Below are 18,651 nucleotides of genomic sequence, written 5' to 3' on the forward strand. Positions count from 1 at the left end.
GGGGGTGGGAGCCGCTACCGTTGATCCCGAGCTACGAAGTCGACCCGCACCACCACCGCCCAGCTCAATGGCGAAGGAGCCGCAAAGCCATGGCCGTCCGGAGCACCAACCCGACCGTCACCCCCGAGGCCGCGCACGACGGGCACGTCCCGTCGCCGCGCCTGACCGAACGCCAGACGGCGGTCCTGAACGTCATCCGCGACTCGGTCCGCCGGCGCGGCTACCCGCCGTCGATGCGCGAGATCGGCGAGGCCGTCGGCCTGCAGTCCACCTCCAGCGTCCGGCACCAGCTGGTGACCCTCGAGAGCAAGGGCTACCTGCACCGCGACGCCAACCGCCCGCGCGCCTACATCGTGCGCGGCGCGGACGCCGACCAGCGCTCCGGCGAGTCCCCCGAGCCGGCGTACGTCCCGCTGGTCGGCCGGATCGCGGCCGGCGGCCCGATCCTGGCCGAGGAGCGGGTCGAGGAGCTGATCCCGATCCCGAAGCAGATGGTCGGCGAGGGCGAGTTCTTCGCCCTGAAGGTGGTCGGCGACTCCATGATCGAGGCCGCCATCTGCGACGGCGACGTGGTCGTCATCCGCCAGCAGAAGCAGGCCGAGAACGGCGAGTTCGTGGCCGCCATGATCGACGGCGAGGCCACCGTCAAGGAGCTGAAGAAGGAGGCGAACGCGGTCTGGCTGCTGCCCCGCAACGCCGCCTACGAGCCGATCCCGGGCAACGACGCGGTCATCCTCGGCCGCGTGGTGACCGTGCTGCGCCGCCTCTAGGACGCTTCGGCGCCGCCGCGATCCACCGGCCGACGCGGTTCGCGGCGGATCACGGCGGCGCCGAAAAGGAGCGGGCCCGTCCGCCCTCAACGGTTTTGAGGTTGTTAGCAACCTGGTGGCTGCGTCGCACGTCACCTCCACATGAAACGTCTGCAGTACGCACTTCTGACCGGCTCCGCCCTGGTGGCCCTGACGGTCGCGGGTTGTTCCTCGAACACGTCGAAGCCCGCCGCCCAGCAGCCCCCGGCGTCGACCTCCACGACGGCCGCGGCCTCCGGCACCCCCAGCACCACCGGCACCACCGCGCCGTCCACCGGGGGCACGGCGACGTCCGGCGCCCCGGCCGGCAGCGGCAAGTCCTCCAGCCCGGCCTCGAAGCCGTCGGGCAAGGCGAGCAGCGCCCCGGCGGGCACCCCCGCCGACTGTGACAACGCGAAGCTGAACGCGTCGCTGGCCCCGCGCACGTCGACGCAGAAGGCCTCGGTCCACGTCATCGCCGTGAAGAACACCGGCGCCGCCTGCACGCTCCAGTACCTGCCCTACGTCTGGATCACCGCCGGCCCCGGCGGCGGCCCGGAGCAGACCCGTCCGCTCATCCCCAGCGGCCTCGGCGGCGGCCCGAACATCCTCGCCGCCGGCGCTACCCAGTACGCCGCGATCGACCTGAACCCGGGCAACGCCTCGAACGCGGTCGACGGCTACACCTACCTGGCGGTCACCGCGAACCCGACGCCGAACACCAGCGGCAAGGACGTGCAGGACCTCAAGCTGCCGGCGCCGGCGAAGGTCGCCAAGGCCAAGCTCGGCATGTACCTGGCCAGCCCGGCCGAGGCGATCAGCTCCGCCGAGGGCGCCGACACCCCGGAGCAGTGACGGCTCGCGGGTGAAGGACCCCGAACGACCCGGCCGCCGGGCAGTACTGAGCGACAGTCAGTTCTGCTCGGCGGCCTTCGCCATCGCGTCGATGGCCCGCAGCGACTTCAGGACCCGGTCGGTGTCGTCGGTCTGCCAGAACGGCGGCATGGACGCCCGCAGGAACCCGCCGTAGCGCGCGGTGGCCAGGCGTGAGTCCAGGACCGCCACCACGCCCTTGTCGTCGATGGCCCGGATCAGGCGTCCCGCGCCCTGCGCCATCAGCAGCGCGGCGTGCGAGGCCGAGACGGCCATGAAGCCGTTGCCCCCGCTGCGCCCCACCGCCTCGGTCCGCGCCGCCGCCACCGGGTCGTCCGGCCGGGGGAACGGGATGCGGTCGATCACGACCAGCTGCAGCGACGGCCCCGGGACGTTCACGCCCTGCCACAGCGAGAGCGTGCCGAACAAGCACGTCTCCGGGTCCTCCGCGAACTTGCGCAGCAGCTCCGCGAGCGAGTCCTCGCCCTGACACAGGATCGGCAGATCGATCTTCTCCCGCAGCTTCTCCGCCGCGGTCTGCGCACCCCGCATCGACGAGAACAGGCCCAGGGTCCGGCCCCCGGCGTTGTCCATGAGGTCGGCCAGCAGGTCCAGCTGGTCGTCCCGGATGCCGTCGCGTCCCGGCGCGTCCAGATGCCGCGCGACATACAGGATGCCCTGTTTGGGGTAGTCGAACGGCGAACCGACGTCCAGGGCGCGCCAGTGCAGCGGCAGGTTCTGGACCATGTCCAGGAACTCCTCGCCGTCGCTGTCGCCGTCCCGGAGCAGCTTCACCGCGGCGTCGTAGAGCTCCTCCGGCTTCTCCGGCACGAAGTCCAGCTCGATCCGCTCGCCGCTGTTGAGGCCGACGCTGGCCGCCACCCCGGTAAAGTCGCCGCCGAGCTTGAGCGTGGCCGACGTCAGCACCACGGGCGTGCGCGCGAACATCTTGAAGCGGAGCAGCGACTCGATCCCGAGCGGGGCGATCTTGAGCGTGGAGTTCTTGTTCCCCTTGAACTCGGTCCGCTCCAGCCACACCACGTCCTGGTCGGAGCCCTCCAGGATCCGCTCGGCGACCTGGTGCACCCCCTCGCACGCGGCCCGCGCCTGTTTGCGCGCGCCGTCCATGTCCAGGTCGCCGCCCTTGTTCTTGGACAGGTCGGTCAGCGCCGCCCGACTCGCGTCCCGCAAAGCCGCCAGCGCCATGCCCAGCTCCTCCGGCAGCGCGCGGAAGCGGCCCTCGGGGATGTTCTCAAGCGCCTCGGTGAAGTCGAGGGTCGCCACGGCCAGGTTCGCGGCCGTGCCCTCCTTCACGAACTTGTCGGCCCGGTGGTGCGCCCGCTCGACCGCCGTCTTGGTCAGCTCCCCGGTGGCCGCCGACGTGACCCGGTTGACCAGCTCGTGGGCCTCGTCGACGATCACGGCGTCGTGCTCGGGGAGCACCTGCACGTCGGAGTCCATGGCGGCGATGGCCAGCAGGGCGTGGTTGGTGACGACCACGTCCGCGGCCCGCGCCAGCTCCCGGGCCTGCTCGGCGAAACAGTCCTCGAAGTAATGGCACTTCGAGCCCAGACACTCCCGCGCCGAGACCGACACCTGGGCCCACGCGCGGTCGGACACACCGGGCGACAGGTCGTCGCGGTCACCGGTCTCGGTCTCCTCGACCCACTCCCGGACGCGCAGCACCTCGGCGCCGAGCTTGCCGACCGCCAGGGGGTCGAACAGCATGTCCTGGTTGTCGTCGTCGGCCTGACCGCCCTCGACCTTGTTCAGGCAGACGTAGTTGTTCCGCCCCTTGAGCAGGGCGAACGCCGGCTCGCGCTTGATGAGCGGCGCTATCGCCGTGGCGAGCCGGGGCAGGTCGTGGGCGACCAGCTGCCGCTGGAGCGCGAGGGTCGCGGTGGCGACGATCACCCGCTTGTGGTGCGCCAGCGCGGGGACCAGGTAGGCCAGCGACTTCCCGGTGCCGGTCCCGGCCTGCACCAGGAGGTGGACCCGGTCGTCGAGGGCGGCTTCCACGGCCTTGGCCATGGCGATCTGCCCGGGGCGGGTCTGACCGCCCAACGCCTCCACCGCCGCGTCGAGCAGGGGAGTCAGGTCATCTTCGGAATCGGGGGCGGCCCCGCCAGAGTTCGGCATGGTCGGACCAGAGTACCGAGCGCCGGTGACAGGCCGGGCCGGAAACCGGTGGGTCGGCGGCGGTTCAGCGGGAGCGGGCCGGTCGGGACCGGCTCGGCGATCAGTGCGCGCTGAGCCGGCCCGCGACCGTCGACGCCAGCCAGCCGCCCCGGCCGGGCATCAGGACGACGGTGCCACCCCGGCCGGTGTCCTCGTAGGAGATCCGCCGCCCGATCAGCCCTGCCGGCTCATCGAGCCGACGGTACAGCGGGTCCTCACAAGCTCAGCGGGTTCGCCACCGTCCCCTCGGCCTCGACATGCGGCCGCTCGGCCCGATCGCGGTAGCCCGTCAGGTGCAGACGGTTACGGTTCAGGCACAGCCGGTCGATGCGCTGCTGGAAGAGGTCGAACATCTCGAACCGGTCCGCCATCTGCGGGAAGCTGGCCTGGTAGTCCAGGACGCGGTCCGCGACCAGGCCCCAGAACAGCCGCCGGTCCACCTCCAGGTGCTGCTCGGCCAGCCTGGCCAGGTACCGGAAGTGCCCGATGAACAACCCGGACTGGATGAACTGGCACAGATAGTCCGGCGACTCCCGGTTCAGGACCGCCTCGACGTCCGCCGGCAGGCTCCCCAACTCCGGCAGGTCCTTCTCGCTGATGTTCACATCGTCGACGAAGTCCTTCACCGCCAGCCGCGTCGGCCACTCCCGCTCGTCCGACACCAGCACCGTGTTCTCCCCGTGCGGATTGAACACGATCCCGTACTTGTACAGGAAGTGCAGAAGGGGCGGCAGCACCGCGGCGAACAGCTTGTCCAGCCAGTCCGCCCCGTCCAGCCCCGACCGCTCCACCAGCTCGACGACGAACGGCCGTCCCTCGGGGTCCACGTGCAGCAGCGACGCCATCGTCCGCGCCCGCTCCCCCGGGTCCAGCCTCGGCTGCAGCGGCTGCCGCCAGATCGCGCCCAGCAACTCCCGATACTGGTACGGCGCATCCGGCATCCGGTCCAACACCGGGTGGCGGACCGCCACCGACGCCACCTCGCCCAGGAGGATGACCCGGCACTCGTCCGACAGGAACGTGTCCCCGTCGGCCACGTCCAGCAGCCACTCGGTCACCGCCGGCGCCGCGACCGTCCGCTCCGTCGGCAGTCCCCGCCACACCATCGTGTTCAGCACCGACAGCGGCAGCTTCACGTGGTGGCGCTCGGGGTGGCTGACGTTCGCGAACGTCCGGATCGACTGCTGCGGCAGGTACTCGTCGTCCGCGTACCCCAAGGGCACGATCAGGCCGGCCGCCACCTCGGCTCCGAACAGCGGCTGGATCATCTCGTCCCACTGCCACGGATGCACCGGCAGCCACCAGTACCGCGCCGGGTTGAACCCGTTGCGCACCAGCTCGCTCCCGAACCGGATCCGCGTGTTCGAGTCCAGCTCCGTCGTGTACAGGCGCTGCGACGTCAGGTTCCGGACCGCGTTGAAGTCCGCCAGGTCCTGGTCCACCGCGATCCACGGCAGCCGCACCTGGTGCCGCGCCTCGGGCGCGTAGCGCAGCGCGTCCGAGGCCGAGAACCCGAACCGGCCCTTGTTGAACACGATCCACGGGTGCCCGGTCATGTGGCCCTCGAGCTCCGCGTACGACAGCTCGGCCAGCTCCGCCACCCCGACCGCGCCCCGGGCCAGGCACACGTCCGCGGACAGCGTCGCCGCCAGCTCGCGGATCAGGTGGCCGGCGGTGTCGCCGGGCAGGCCCAGCCGGCCCTGGGCGTCCCGGATGAAGGCCAGCGGATCGTGCGGGGCGCTCTCCGCGCCGCGCTCGGAGCGCCGCAGCGACTCGTCGTCGACGAACCAGGACCCGTAGTCCCCGCGGTCCGCGCGGAACCGGTAGCAGACGCCGTGGTCCAGATCGAGCCGGTACCTGTCACCCCCCTCCGCCTCCGGGTCCGGCTCGGGTGTGAGCAGCCCTTCGTAGCAGAACTCGCCGACGCACTTCGCCAGCAGCGCGCGCGCCGCCCTGCGCCAGGTCTCGGACGCCGCGCCGGCCTCGGCGCGGAGGTTGCGGGCCGTTGGGGACATCGTCAGGACACCTCGATTCGGATTCCGGGATCACGCTCGGCGGCCGCCGTCGGGTCGAAGGCGGTGTGCGCCGCGCGCCTGGGTAAGTCGTAGACAGTGCGGCCGGTGACGGCGTTCAGGATCACGGCGGCCCGATGCGCCCCCAGACCCAGGTCGGGGGCTCCGACCCCGTGGGTCCGCTGCTCGGCGTTCTGGACGTACACGCCGGGAGCGACGCGGTAGTCCAGATCGGCGTCGTCCAGCGCCGAGGCGAGGTCGGGGTCCAGGAAGTCCGGACGGCGCTCGCGATATCCGGTCGCCATGACCACGCCCTCGGTCAGGACCCTGAACTCACGCTTGTGCCGCTCGTGCAGACAGCTCAGTTCCACCCAGCCGCGCGGCGCGGGAGAGCCCCCGGTCACCGCGACCCCCGGGAGCAGCGTCACCCCGCTGTCCCCGGCCAAGCCCAGCGTGCCGCCGTAGAGACTGTCGAACGACCGCATGTGCAGCTCGCTGTGCAGCTCGGCGATGGTCTCGACGCTGATCGCCTTGTGCAGCCGCCCCTGCGTCCGCAGCAGGTCGGCCCGCACGTCGTCTCGCAGCCCATGGAAATAGCGGGTGTACTCCGGCGTGAAGTGCTCCAGGCCGAGCTTCGAGTACTCCATCGGCTCGAAGGCCGCACTCCGCGTCAGCCAGCGCACCCGCTGCCCCGGCGCCCCGCCGCGCAGCAGGTCCAGCACCACCTCCGCACCGGACTGCCCGGACCCGACGACCGTCACGTCGTCCAGGCCCCGCAGCCGCTCGCGGTGCGGCAGGTAGTCGGCGCTGTGCAGAACGGTTCCGGCGACCTCGAACGGCAGCACCGGCTCCGTCCCGATCCCGAGCACCACGTTCGCGGCGTGCACCGTGACCGGTCCGCTCGGCGCCGTGTACTCGACGTCGAACCCGCCTTCCTCCCGCACCGAGCGCCGGACCCGCGTCACCGTGGTGCCGAACCGGCAGAACGGGAGCTGCGCGGCGACCCACTGGCAGTAGGCCTCGTACTCGCGCCGCTGCAGGAACAGGTTCTCCGCGAAGTAGAAGCTGTAGAGCCGCTCGGTCTCCCGCAGCCAGTTCAGCACCGAGAACCGGCTGGTCGGATCGGTCAGCGACACCAGGTCCGCCAGGAACGGGACCTGGAGCGTGGCGCCGTCCAGCATCAGCCCCCGGTGCCAGGAGAACTCCGGCCGGCGCTCCAGGAACAGCGCCTCCAGGCTGTGGTTCTCCCGCAACGGCTCGGCCAGCGCCGCCAGCGCCAGGTTGAACGGCCCGATCCCCACCCCGACCAGATCGAAGTGGGGCGCGTTCGTCGCGGACATCAGCCGGCCCTCCTGGTCTCGGGGATCAGGGTCCGGTCGTAGACCATCAGCACGGCCTGCTTCTCCGGCAGGTCCAGCACCCCGCGCGGGGCGAACCCGGCGTTCGTGAAGGCCCGGATCGACCGCTGGTTGCGCAGGTCGGGCTCGGACACGACCCGCGACGAGGCGGTCCGCGACAGGGCCCAGTCGGCGACCGCGCGGATCAGCGTGGAACCGATGCCGCGCCCCCGGAACGAGCCCGGTCCGATCAGCAGATGGATGCCGACGTCGCCGCGCCGCGCCGAGTAATGGTCCGCCAGCGGGTCCTGGTCCGCCCGGTAGATCTCCCAGTAGCTCATGGCCTCCCCGTCGAGGCGGCCGAGATACGGCTCGGAGTGGGTCGAGGAGAGCACGGCCGCGATGTGCTGGTCCAGCACCTCGCGCGGCCCGGCCAGGTCCCAGAACGCCGCCACCTCGGGGTCGTTCATCCAGCCGTGCAGCAACGCCAGGTCCTTCAGCGGACGCAACTGGTCCAGCTCGAACCGGCCGAACGGCGTCGGCAGCAGCCAGCCCCCGCGCGTCTGCAGCGTCGTCATCAGGGCACCGCCAGCGGGTTCGGGATCTGCACGTACACGCTCTGCGTCTCCAGCGGCCCCACGAGCTCGTCGAGCCCGGCCACCCGGGTCAGCAGGTTCGCCTTGCAGGGCAGCGTCGGGCTCTCCAGCAGCGCCTCGGTCACCCGGTGCGCCCGCCCGGACGCCTGCCGCGCGGCCGCGAACCGCCCCAGCACCTCCCGGGCCCGCCGCAGCAGCAGGCGCTCGTCCACCAGGGCGGTGGCCCCGAGCGCCCCGATCATCCCGATCAGGTTGTTGACTCCGACGTAGTACGTGAGCCGCTCGTCCACCACGCCGTCGGCGACGACGGAATCGCTGTCCTCCCCGGGGCGCGGCACGAAGTCCGCCAGATGCGGCACCGCCGATTCCCGGAAGTAGTAGCCCTGGTTGTCGCGGTACCGGCCGCCCTCGGGCAGGCCGTGCGGGTCCAGGACCACGAGCGTGTTCTGGTGGTGCGCCTCCAGCGTGACGCCGTGGACGGCGTCGAGCCACAGGAGCGGCACGACGACCGCGTCGAGATACCGCGTGAACCAGTCCAGCACCGCCTCGGCCGGCCGGGCCCCCGTCCGCTCGGCCGAGCCGACGACGATGTCCGCCAGCAGGTTCTCCCGCAGGTGCCCGTTCCGCGACGGCCCGTACCCGAGGTCCGTGAACGCCGCGACGCAGTACACCCGGTCCATCGGGCCGAACGGGTTCTCGCGGAGCATCACGTCCAGGCCCGGCGCCCCGGTGTCGGCCGCCACCCACGCCGGGTCGCCCACGATCCCGAATCCGGGGTGCGCCGCGGCGATCGCCTTCGCCAGCCCGGCGTCCAGCATCCTCCGCACCTCGACGCCGCGCCGCAGCTCCTTGCGCAGGTTCTCACGCTTGGAGTTCGTGATCCGCAGCGCCAGCGGCAGTTTCAGCATGTACGGGGCATCGGCGCGGTACACCGTCCGGAGGGAGCTCGTGGCGTGCCAGGGCCGCCCGTGCGGCCCCAGGTCCGCCAGCAGTCCCTGCTCCACCAGGTCCTGGATCTCCGGCCGCCGCCGCAGGTCGTGGGACTGCCAGGGATGCGCCGGGATCAGGACGCTGTTCGGCGTCGCCCCCCGGGGCAGGTCTCCGCCGAGCAGCTTGTGCACCAGGACGGGGGCCGAGTCCGCCTCGGCGGAGTCGTGGACCGCGATCGTCGGGTCCACCGACCACCAGTGCAGCTGGAACGTGCCGTCGAGCTCCGGCGAGTAGCGCACGGCCTCCTCGTCCGTCAGGCCTTCCCTCGCCTTCGGCGCCGGATGGAACGGGTGCCCCGCCACCAACGCCTTCTCCGCCCACAGGAACCGCGTCTCCCCCTGGCTCGTCCCGTGCGACAGGTGCGCGGCGATCCGGCGGCTGGAGTCGACCACCCGCGCCACCAGCTCCGCCACCGCCGGCACCCCGCCTCCGGCCTCCCGCGCGATCAACGTCGCCAGCGTCGCGGCGTCCAGCGGCGGCGGGGCCGCCGGCGGCAGCCAGGACTCGGCGACCCAGGCGCTGTCCGGCTCGATCTCGTCCCCGGCCGGGCGGGCGAACGCCTTGTTCTTCGGCGCGCCGGACTTGCGGTTGGCGTGCGGCAGGGCCAGCGGGTAGATCGGCCCGAACCGGTGCCAGCCGACCGCCGACCAGGCGTCGACGTCCACCTCGACGGTGACGCCGGTGGCCGGGAACGTCAGCCGCATCGGGCCGCCGGTCGGCACCGGGATCCGCGTCTCGCGGACCCAGCAGCGGAGAAGGACTTCAGCCGACAGCTCGTCGGCGGCGAAGGTGTTCATGAGGGGCCGCTCCTAGCGGACACAGCGCCGCCGGCCGCGCAGACCGCGGCCACCAGGGCGTCGATCTGGGGCTCGGTGGTGTGGGGGTTGAGAAGGGTGAGCTTGAGCCGGACCGTGCCGGGAAGCGTCCCCGGCCGCTCCCGTGCCAGCTCGGTGCGCCCGAGGACGGCCTGGCCGGCCTCGAGCAGGCGACGCCGCAGGGCCCCGTTGACGCGGTCCGCGTCGCGGGGGTCCGACGGCAGATAGCGGAACAGGACGGTGGTCAGGTGCGGCTCGGCGGTGAGCTCGAGCTCGGGCTGCCGCCGCACGGCCCCCGCCGCGTACCGGGCCAGTTCCCGGCACCGGTCCAGCATGCGCTGGAAGCCCTCGCGCCCCAGCGCCTGGAACGCCGCCGCGATCTTCACCGCGTCGGCCCGCCGGGTGGTGCGCAGGGACCGGCCGAGCAGGCTCGGGTAGCCGGCCTGCTCGTCGTCGACCGAGTTGAGGTAGGCGACGCGCTTCTCCAGCGTGCGCAGCGAGGCGGCGCCCTTCACCAGGAAGCTGCCGGCCGGCACCGGCTGCCAGCCGAGCTTGTGCAGGTCGAGGGTGACGGAGTCGGCGAGCGCCAGGCCGCGGAGGCGCTCGTCGGTCTCGGTGCCGAGCAGCAGGCCGCCGCCGTAGGCCGCGTCGGCGTGGAACCACGCGCCGTGGCGCACGGCGAGCCGGGCGATCTCCTCCAGCGGGTCGAGCGCGCCGAGGTCCGTGGTCCCGGCGGTGCCGACGACCGCCATCGGGATCTCGTCCCGGGCGACGACCGCCTCCAGCGCCTCGGCCAGCGCGCCGACCCGCATCCGCCCCTCGGCGTCGGAGGCGACCGAGATCACGCACCGCTCCCCGAGCCCGAGGAACGCGGAGTTCCGGGCGACGGAGAAGTGCGCCTGGTCGGACGCCAGCACCCGCAGCCGCCCGGCCGCGATCGGCGGGATGCCGTCCAGGTCGGGATCGGCGTCGAAGCGGCGGCGCACCACCTCGTCGCGCGCCAGCAGCAGGCCCATGAGATTGGACTCGGTGCCGCCGGAGGTCAGCACGCCGGCGCTGGAGTCGGGGTACCCGATCGCGCGCGTCAGGGTCCGCACGACCCGCGCCTCGATCTCCCCGGCGGCCGGCGCCTGGTCCCACGAGTCGAGCGACTGGTTGAGCGCGGCGACGGCCGTCTCCGCCGCGACGCTGACGGCGAGCGTGGGGCAGTGCAGATGCGCGGCGCAGTGCGGATGCGCGGGGTCGGCGGCGCCCCAGGCGAGCAGGCGGCCGAGCGAGGCGACGGTCTCGAAGGGATCGGCGCCGCGGTCGGGCAGCGTGCCGAAGCCGCTGGCGACGACGGCGTCGCGGACGGCGGCCGGGCCGCCGGGCGGGACCGGGCCGAGCCAGTCGGCGCGGCCGCGGTCGAGACCGTCGAGGACCTCGGCGAGCAGGAGGGCGAGGGGGCCGGTGCCGGTCGGACCGGAGGCGAGGGCGGTGGCGTCGACGACGGACGGCGGACCGGGTGTCGCGGCGGCGGTGTTGGCGGCGATGTTGGCGGCGATGGAGAGAGCCGGACCAGTGGTCAGACCGCCGGCCTTGGCGGGCGCCGACACCAGCGGCCCGAAGGACTCGGCACGCAGGACACCGCGCAGGACTTCGGCTTCGATGTCACGAGGCTGATCGGTGCTCGCCACCACCACCTCCGTCAGCGCTCCGAGCGGCTCGGCCCGCAGGATGCCGCGCACCACATCGGCCTCGATGTCGTGCGCCACGTGGCCGGGGGCCGCGACCAGGCCGGCGACGGCCGGTCCGTCGGTCAGCGCCGCCACCGTCCCGTCGGGCAGGACGTCCGGAACCAGCTCCTCAGACACGTGCCACCTCCATCCGCGCGCGCGGCGCGTCCCGGTCCTCCGCCACCACGTCCAGGGCCCGGCCCAGCACTCCGAGCAGGTGTTCCGCCTCGTCGTCGCCCAGCGTCAGCGGCGGCAGCAGCCGCAGGACCGCGCCGTGGCGGCCGCCGAGCTCCGCGATCACGCCGCGCGCCAGCAGTTCCGCGCGCAGGCGGCGGGCGGCCGCGGGCGCGGCGGGCAGAGCGCCGAGGGCGTCCGGTTCGCCGGCCGGGTCGACGATCTCCAAGCCGATCATCAATCCGCGTCCGCGCACCTGGCCGAGCAGGGGATACTGGGCCTGATATCTGGTCAGACGACTGACAAGAAGTCTTCCCAACTCCGCGGCGCGGGCCGCCAGCCCTTCCGCCGCGATGAACCGAAGCGTCGCCGCGCCCGCCGCCATCGCCAGCTGGTTGCCGCGGAAGGTGCCCGTGTGCGCTCCTTCGGCCCAACGGTCCAGGGACGCACGGTAGACGACCACCGCCAACGGCAGCCCTCCGCCGACCGCCTTCGACAGCACCATCACGTCCGGCACCACACCCGCGTGGTCCACACCGAACAGCTCGCCGGTACGGCCGAAGCCGGTCTGGACCTCGTCGGCGATCAGCGGCACCCCGTGCTCCCGCGTCAGCGACCGCAGGGACCGCAGCCAGGCGTCCGGGGCCGGCACCACGCCGCCCTCGCCCTGCACCGGCTCGACCACCACGGCCGCGGGCAGCGGCGCGCCGGACTGCGGGTCCTCGATGAGGGTGCGCACATACGAGGCCGAAGCCGCCTCGCCGAGCGCACCGCCGAGGCCGAACGGACAGCGGTACGGATGCGGGAACGGCAGCCGCGTCAGGAACGGGTCCCCGGCCACCGCCGGCTCCCGGACCGCGTTCGCCCCGGTCAGGGCCAAAGCGCCGGCGGTCATGCCGTGGTAGGCGCCGGTGAACGCGAACAGCCCGCGCCGCCCGGTGGCGGTACGCGCCAGCTTCACCGCGGCCTCGACCGCGTCGGCGCCGGTCGGCCCGGCGAAGTGGATGCGGCAGTCGGCCGCCAGCTCCGGCGGGAGCACGCCCAGCAGCGCCGAGGTGAAGTCGTCCTTGACCGGGGTGGCCAGGTCCAGCACGTGCAGCGGCGCCCCGCTGTCCAGCACCGCGCGGATCGCGCCGACCACGACCGGGTGGTTGTGCCCGAGGGCGAGCGTCCCGGCGCCGGACAGGCAGTCCAGGTAGTCGCGGCCGTCGGCGCCGGTGATCCACGCCCCGCGGGCCCGCACCGGGACGATCGGCAGGTGCCGCGCGTACGTGCGCGCCGCGGATTCGCGCGCGGCCTGCCGGGCCAGGATCGGCCGGGACCCGCCCGGCACGCCATCGCCGGGTGGCACGGCCTGGGGAGTGGTGCGGTCGGCGGGCGGGGCGGGCGAGGGCATAGCGGTTCTCCATCCGTGGCAAGAGATCAGGTAAGGCTTACCTAACTCCCGTCACGGAAGTCAACCTGAATCACTACCGACAGTGATTCTTCCGCGTGCGGTCCGGGCCGCCGATCACCGACACGCAGTCAGGCCTCTTTGGCACCGGCGCGGGGAACGGCCGCTCCCCCGCTACGTCAGCAGCAGCCGCTCCAGCCGCCGTGCCGCGACCAGCGCGCCGATCAGCGCCATCACGCTGAGATACACCACGTCCCACAGCAGCCCGACATGCACCCGCCCCAGCGTCAGCGACCGCAGCAGGTCGATCCCGTGGTACAGCGGCAGCGCCTCGATCAGCCGCCTGACGCCGTCGCTGTAGACGGACAGCGGGTAGAAGGCCCCGGAGAACAGGAACATCGGCATCAGCGCGAGCGTCACCAGGTCGAAGTCCTGCCAGGACCGCATGAAGGTGGTGCACGCCATCCCGACCGCGCCGAACGCGAACCCGATGAGCACCGTCACCGGCAGGGCCAGCAGCGCCCACCAGGAGTGCACCAAGCCCATCACGACCATGATGGCCAGGAAGGCCGTGGAGTACAGCAGGCCCCGCAGCTGCGCCCAGGTGATCTCGCCGGCCGCGATGTCGCCGACGCGCAGCGGCGTGGCCAGCATGGCGTCGTAGGTCTTCGCGTACTTCATCTTGAAGAACACGTTGAACGTCGAGTCGAACACCGCGCCGTTCATCGCCGACACCGCCAGCAGCCCGGGCGCCACGAAGTCGGTGTACGGCACGCCGTCCACCGCGCCGGTCAGCTTGCCCAGCCCGACGCCGATGGACAGCAGGTAGAACAAGGGCTCGAAGAACCCGGAGGCCAGCATCAGCCACAGCCGCCGGTACACCATCACGTTCCGCTCGACCATCAGCGGCGCCTTGGATCCGCCCAGCGCCCCGAACGCGCGGCGGCCCAGGATCAGCCGGGTCAGCGGGAGTTCCGTCGTCGTCATCTGGCGATCTCCTCGCTACGGGTTCAGCCGACGGCGGTAGGTGTGGGCGCCGTACCAGACACCGACGGCGACCAGGGCGGACAGATAGCCGACGTGCAGCAGCACCGAGCCGGCCGTGGCGGTGCCCAGCGCCAGTCCCCGGCACAGGTCGACGCCGTGCCACAGCGGCGTGGCGTAGGCGAACGGCTGGATCACCGCGGGCAGCTGCGACACCGGGAAGAAGGTCCCGGAGAACAGGAACAGCGGGATCATCACGAAGCGGAACACGAGCGAGAAGCCGGTGTCCCGCTCCTGGGTGACGGCCCAAGCCACGGTCGGCGCGGCGAAGGCCAGGCCGGTCAGCACCGCCGCCGGCAGCGCCAGCAACGGGCCCAGGCCGGCGGGGCCGGCCGCCTCCACCGCCCCGAACAGCGCCATCACGCCGAGGAACACCCCGCAGTTCATCAGGATCCGCAGACCGATGAACATCACCTGGCCGAGGTACACGTCGCGCGCGCTCAGCGGGGAGGCGATCGCGGCGTGGTACGTCTTCTGCCACTTCATCGCGCCCATCACCGGGTACGTCGACTCGCCGATGGCGGTCTGCATCGCGGCGTTCGCCAGCAGCGCCGGGGCCAGGAACAGGAGGTACGTCACCGGCTTGCCGCCGACGGTGCCGAAGGAGTCCGCGCCCGGACCGGCGTCCACGATCTTGCCGAGCGACATGCCCAGCGCGACCAGGCCCATCAGCGGAGCCAGGATGCTGGAGAAGATCGAGGCACGCCAGGTGCGGCGGTAGTTGGTCAGCAGGCCCGCGAGTTCGCGGGAGGCCATCACCGGCCGGGTGGAGGTCGGGGCGCTCATCGTCAGTCCACCAGCGTCCGGCCGGTCAGGTGCAGGAACACGTCCTCCAGCGACGAGCGGCGGACGAGTGAGGCCAGCGGGGTGATGCCCGAGCCGTGCACGGCGGCCAGCGCGGCCTCGCCGTCGTCGCTGTAGAGCAGCAGCCGGTCCGGGAGCTCCTCCAGCCGGTCGATCGAGCCGCGCTCCCCGGTGCCGAGCAGCCCCTCGGCCTTGGCCACGGCGGACTCGTGCGCGCCGCTGCCGGGTTCGAACCGGATCTCCAGCACCTCGCGGGTGGAGTAGCGTTCGATGAGGGCGCGGGGCGAGCCCTCGGCGGCGATCTTGCCGTGGTCCATCACCACCAGGCGGTCGCAGAGCTGCTCGGCTTCGTCCATGTAGTGCGTGGTCAGGACGAGGGTGGTGCCGGCCTGCTTGAGGCGGAACAGGCGGTCCCAGACGACGTGCCGGGCCTGCGGGTCCAGACCGGTCGTGGGCTCGTCCAGGATCAGGATCTCCGGCGAGTTGATCAGCGAGCGGGCGATGGTCAGGCGGCGCTTCATCCCACCGCTGAGCGGTTCGACCGGCGACTCGGCCCGGTCCGCGAGCTGGACGAACTCCAGCAGCTCGGCGGTGCGCTCGGCGATCTCGGCCCGCTTGAGCCCGAAGTAGCGTCCGTAGATCAGCAGGTTCTCCCGGACCCGCAGCTCCAGGTCGAGCGAGTCCTCCTGCGGGACCACACCGAGCCGGGCCTTGATCTTCGCGGAGTCGACGCGGGGGTCCATGCCCAGGATGGTGAGCTCGCCACCGCTTATCGGCGAGACACAGCCGATCATCCGCATCGTCGAGGACTTGCCGGCCCCGTTCGGCCCGAGGAAGCCGAAGACCTCCCCACGCCGGAGCTCGAAGTCGACACCGTCGACCGCGGTGAAGGGCTCGCCCCCACGCTTGGCCGGCGGGAACACCTTGCGCAGGCCCACCGCCTTGATCAAGGGTGCGTCAGGGAATGTGGTCTGAGCCATGTCGGCAACCTAGCGGCGATCACCGACAGATCGTTAATGCTTTACGGCGGGATCAGCCGCCGAGCTCGCGCTGCTGGTCGTGCTGCAGCTCCTTGTTCTTGGGCTGCTTCGGCGGCTTGCGCTTGACGTCCACCGCACCCATGAACGCGAACCCGCGGATGTGCACGGTCGGCGCCGCGGGATCGACCTCCCCGCCGGGCGTCCCGGAGTACGCACCCATGAAGCCGAACCCGTGCACGTGGACGTTCAACCCCTCCGGCACGACGATCGCGATCCCGCCCATCCAGGTGGAGGCGTTGATCGTGACCTCCATGTCCTCGAAATCGGCGTCCCGCAGGTCCAGCTCGATACCACCCATCCACGCGAAAGCCTTGTAGCTCCGCGGGACGACCCACTTACCCTTGCTCTCCGAACCACCCATGACCACCACGGTCTTGGTCCGCCCGGGCTTCAGCCCCACCCGCCACCGCCCCCGCGTGGCCGGGGCCGGCACGCCGGCCGACCCCCGCACCGTGGTCCCCACGGGCAGATCCCGGGTGATGGGCTCCAGCTCGGCATAGGTCTTCGCGCTGTAGACCGCGGTGATGCGGTCCTCCAGCTCATCCAGGTCGAGACGGCCGTCCCCGGCCGCGACCCGCAGCTGTTCGGCGACCGCCTCGCGCTCGGTGTCGGACACGCGGAGCTGGCGCGGATCGATGGGTTCGGGGACGTTGCTCGTCATGCTTCAGACCTTACAAGAACGGTCCCGGCGGAAGTACCTCCCGCGACGACTTCAACGTCCGTACGAGACTCGGCTCGATGCCACCAAAGTCACGATGACCTGGTAACTCAGGGCCGAGAGAGCGCGCTGCCTGGTTTGTCAGAGCTCGCCTTTATGGTAAGCGTGTGTCGCGATTCCGGCTGTATCCGACCTGCGCTCAAGAAGCGTCGCTACGCGGACACTGCGCCATGGCGCGGTTCGTGTGGAACCTCGCGGTCGAACAGGGTTCGCACTGGCGTCCACACCGTAAGTCCGCGCCGCGGTTCGCTGAACAGTGCCGACAACTCACAGAGGCGCGAGCAGACAACGCGTGGCTGGCCGCGGGCTCGCACACAGTGCAGCAACAAGCGCTAAGAGACTTCGCGCAGGCGATGTCAGCCTTCTTCGCTGGAACTCATCGCAGGCCGACCTGGCGGAAGCTGGGACGGGACGAGGGGTTCCGAATCGTCGGCGGCCAAGCCCAGAAGGTGCGCCGACTGAGCCGCCGGCTCGGCGAGGTATGGATCCCGAAAGTCGGGTGGGTGAGATTCGCCTGGTCACGGCAGGTCCCGGCAGCCAAGTCCTATCGGGTGACGAAGGACCGGGCAGGACGTTGGCACATCGCCTTCGCCGCAGTCCCCGAGCCCATCCCGGCTCCAGCAACCGACGCCGTGGTGGGGGTGGACCGGGGCGTGGTGACCTCGGCAACTTTGTCCACGGGTGAGTTGTTCGTCGCACCGGGTCTCGGGCCGAAGGAAGCGGAGCGGCTGCTGCGTCTCAAACGCCGTCTGGCGCGCTCCGAGCCGGGCTCGAAGCGCCGGGCCCGGCTCACCTCCCAAATCGCCCGGCTCGCTGCCCGGCAGACTGACCGGCGCAAGGACTTCGTGGAGAAGGCGACCACCTATCTTGCGCGGTCCTTCGACGTTATCGCCATCGAAGACCTGAATATCAAGAACATGACGAGGTCGGCGAGAGGAACCGTCCAGGTTCCCGGGACGAGGGTCCGGCAGAAGGCAGGGCTGAACCGCGGCATTCTGAACTCAGGCTGGGGAGACCTTGCTCGCCGTCTGGAAGACAAGGCCCCCGGCCGCATCGTCAAAGTAAGAGCGGCATACACGAGCCAGACATGCTCTGCATGCGGCCGCGTGGATCCGGACTCGCGCAAGAGCCAAGCCGAGTTCGCCTGCACCGTTTGCGGACACACCGAGCACGCTGACGTGAACGCCGCCAAGAACATCATCGACCGCGCCCTCGGACGCGGATTCGCGGCAGGACGTGCCGTGACAGCGCGGGGAGGCGGACCGATGGGGACGCCTGCGAACCGCGAACCCACCTGCCGACCCGCCACCCGCACCAAGGCGAGTCGGGCGGTAATCCCCGCCCTCTCGGGCGGGGAGGACGTCAAAGTGCAGTGACGTAGGCGCCGCTGATCCCCCCGTCGACCAGGAAGTTGGACGCGGTGACGAACGACGCGTCGTCGCTGGCCAGGAACGCCACCGCGGCGGCGATCTCCTCCGGCTCGGCGAAGCTGCCGCGGGGGACGTGGACCAGCCGTCGGGCGGCGCGCTCCGGGTCCTTCGCGAACAGCTCCTTCAGCAGGGGCGTGTTCACCGGTCCGGGGGACAGGGCGTTGACGCGGATGCCCTGCTTGGCGAACTGGACGCCGAGTTCGCGGGACATGGCCAGGACGCCGCCTTTGGAGGCGGTGTAGGAGATCTGGGAGGTCGCCGAGCCGAGGGTGGCGACGAAGGAGGCGGTGTTGATGATCGAGCCGCCGCGGCCGGTCTCCTCGAACTGGCGGATCATGTGCGGGATGACCGCCTTGCAGCACAGGTAGACCGAGGTGAGGTTGACCTTCTGCACGCGGTCCCAGGCCTCGATGCCGGTGTCCAGGATCGAGTCGTCGTCCGGGGGGCTGATGCCGGCGTTGTTGAAGGCGACGTCGACGCGGCCGTAGGTGCTGACGGCGGTGTCGAACAGGGCCGCGACGCGGTCGGCGTCGGTGACGTCGGTGCGCACGAACAGGCCGCCGACCTCCTCGGCCGCCGCCTTGCCGGTGGCTTCGTCGAGGTCCGCGAGCACCACGTGCGCGCCCTCGGCGGCGAAGCGCCGGGCGGTGGCCAGCCCGATCCCGCCGGTGCCGCCGGTGATGACGGCCACCCGGCCGGAAAGACGCTCGGTCATCGTTCTCCTCGTTCTCGAGCCGTTCTCGA

At 71.7% G+C, this 18,651-nt stretch carries 15 protein-coding genes; 3 read left to right on the forward strand and 12 right to left on the reverse strand.

The genetic code is table 11. The annotated features are described in order from the left end of the window. The first annotated feature begins 89 nt into the window (after positions 1–89). Together lexA and ABD466_RS35380 are read left to right on the forward strand one after the other, a co-directional pair. Positions 90–770, forward strand: coding sequence for a transcriptional repressor LexA (gene lexA, locus ABD466_RS35375; RefSeq protein WP_344661612.1), 681 nt, complete (start codon positions 90–92; stop codon positions 768–770). 141 nt (positions 771–911) lie between these two features. Then, complete coding sequence (locus tag ABD466_RS35380; RefSeq protein ID WP_344661613.1) at positions 912–1,643, forward strand: hypothetical protein; 732 nt, start codon at positions 912–914, stop codon at positions 1,641–1,643. A gap of 57 nt (positions 1,644–1,700) precedes the next feature. On the opposite strand, the gene ABD466_RS35385 is transcribed toward ABD466_RS35380, so the two are convergent. The 11 genes from ABD466_RS35385 to ABD466_RS35435 all read right to left on the reverse strand — a co-directional run bounded on the left by ABD466_RS35385 (position 1,701) and on the right by ABD466_RS35435 (position 16,420). Further along, positions 1,701–3,800 (reverse strand): ATP-dependent DNA helicase, encoded by a 2,100-nt coding sequence (locus ABD466_RS35385; RefSeq protein WP_344661614.1) that lies wholly within the window; start codon positions 3,798–3,800, stop codon positions 1,701–1,703. A gap of 254 nt (positions 3,801–4,054) precedes the next feature. Then, positions 4,055–5,854: an IucA/IucC family protein gene (locus ABD466_RS35390; protein ID WP_344661615.1), complete on the reverse strand. Its 1,800-nt coding sequence runs from the start codon at positions 5,852–5,854 to the stop codon at positions 4,055–4,057. A gap of 2 nt (positions 5,855–5,856) precedes the next feature. Further along, entirely contained in the window at positions 5,857–7,191 is a 1,335-nt protein-coding gene (locus ABD466_RS35395; protein WP_344661616.1) for a lysine N(6)-hydroxylase/L-ornithine N(5)-oxygenase family protein, read from the reverse strand. Beyond that, a complete protein-coding gene (locus ABD466_RS35400) occupies positions 7,191–7,766 on the reverse strand; it encodes a GNAT family N-acetyltransferase (protein WP_344661617.1) in 576 nt (191 codons plus the stop codon). Before ABD466_RS35400 ends, ABD466_RS35395 begins: the two co-directional genes overlap by 1 nt. Beyond that, positions 7,766–9,571 carry an IucA/IucC family protein gene (locus tag ABD466_RS35405; protein ID WP_344661618.1) on the reverse strand — a complete coding sequence of 602 codons (1,806 nt, stop codon included), beginning with the start codon at positions 9,569–9,571 and terminating at the stop codon, positions 7,766–7,768. The genes ABD466_RS35400 and ABD466_RS35405 overlap by 1 nt, the downstream gene beginning before the upstream one ends. Then, positions 9,568–11,442: a pyridoxal phosphate-dependent decarboxylase family protein gene (locus tag ABD466_RS35410; protein WP_344661619.1), complete on the reverse strand. Its 1,875-nt coding sequence runs from the start codon at positions 11,440–11,442 to the stop codon at positions 9,568–9,570. The genes ABD466_RS35405 and ABD466_RS35410 overlap by 4 nt, the downstream gene beginning before the upstream one ends. Next, positions 11,435–12,874, reverse strand: coding sequence for a diaminobutyrate--2-oxoglutarate transaminase family protein (locus tag ABD466_RS35415; RefSeq protein ID WP_344661620.1), 1,440 nt, complete (start codon positions 12,872–12,874; stop codon positions 11,435–11,437). Before ABD466_RS35415 ends, ABD466_RS35410 begins: the two co-directional genes overlap by 8 nt. A 171-nt stretch (positions 12,875–13,045) precedes the next feature. Next, a complete protein-coding gene (locus tag ABD466_RS35420) occupies positions 13,046–13,858 on the reverse strand; it encodes an ABC transporter permease (protein WP_344661621.1) in 813 nt (270 codons plus the stop codon). 15 nt (positions 13,859–13,873) lie between these two features. Then, positions 13,874–14,701, reverse strand: a complete 828-nt coding sequence (locus tag ABD466_RS35425) for an ABC transporter permease (RefSeq protein ID WP_344661622.1) — start codon at positions 14,699–14,701, stop codon at positions 13,874–13,876. Between the two features lie 2 nt (positions 14,702–14,703). After that, positions 14,704–15,699: an ABC transporter ATP-binding protein gene (locus ABD466_RS35430; protein WP_344661623.1), complete on the reverse strand. Its 996-nt coding sequence runs from the start codon at positions 15,697–15,699 to the stop codon at positions 14,704–14,706. A 52-nt stretch (positions 15,700–15,751) separates the two neighbouring features. Further along, positions 15,752–16,420: a DUF1707 SHOCT-like domain-containing protein gene (locus ABD466_RS35435; protein WP_344661624.1), complete on the reverse strand. Its 669-nt coding sequence runs from the start codon at positions 16,418–16,420 to the stop codon at positions 15,752–15,754. Positions 16,421–16,584: 164 nt separating this feature from the next. On the opposite strand from ABD466_RS35435, the gene ABD466_RS35440 reads away from it, so the two are divergent. Continuing rightward, on the forward strand, positions 16,585–17,853 hold the full coding sequence (locus tag ABD466_RS35440; RefSeq protein WP_344661625.1) for an RNA-guided endonuclease InsQ/TnpB family protein: 1,269 nt from the start codon (positions 16,585–16,587) through the stop codon (positions 17,851–17,853). Here ABD466_RS35440 and ABD466_RS35445 read toward each other — a convergent pair. Further along, entirely contained in the window at positions 17,840–18,622 is a 783-nt protein-coding gene (locus tag ABD466_RS35445) for a 3-oxoacyl-ACP reductase (RefSeq protein WP_344661626.1), read from the reverse strand. The genes ABD466_RS35440 and ABD466_RS35445 overlap by 14 nt on opposite strands. Positions 18,623–18,651: the final 29 nt, after the last annotated feature.

This window comes from Catenulispora subtropica (genome assembly GCF_039531675.1).
Lineage (GTDB): Bacteria > Actinomycetota > Actinomycetes > Streptomycetales > Catenulisporaceae > Catenulispora > Catenulispora subtropica.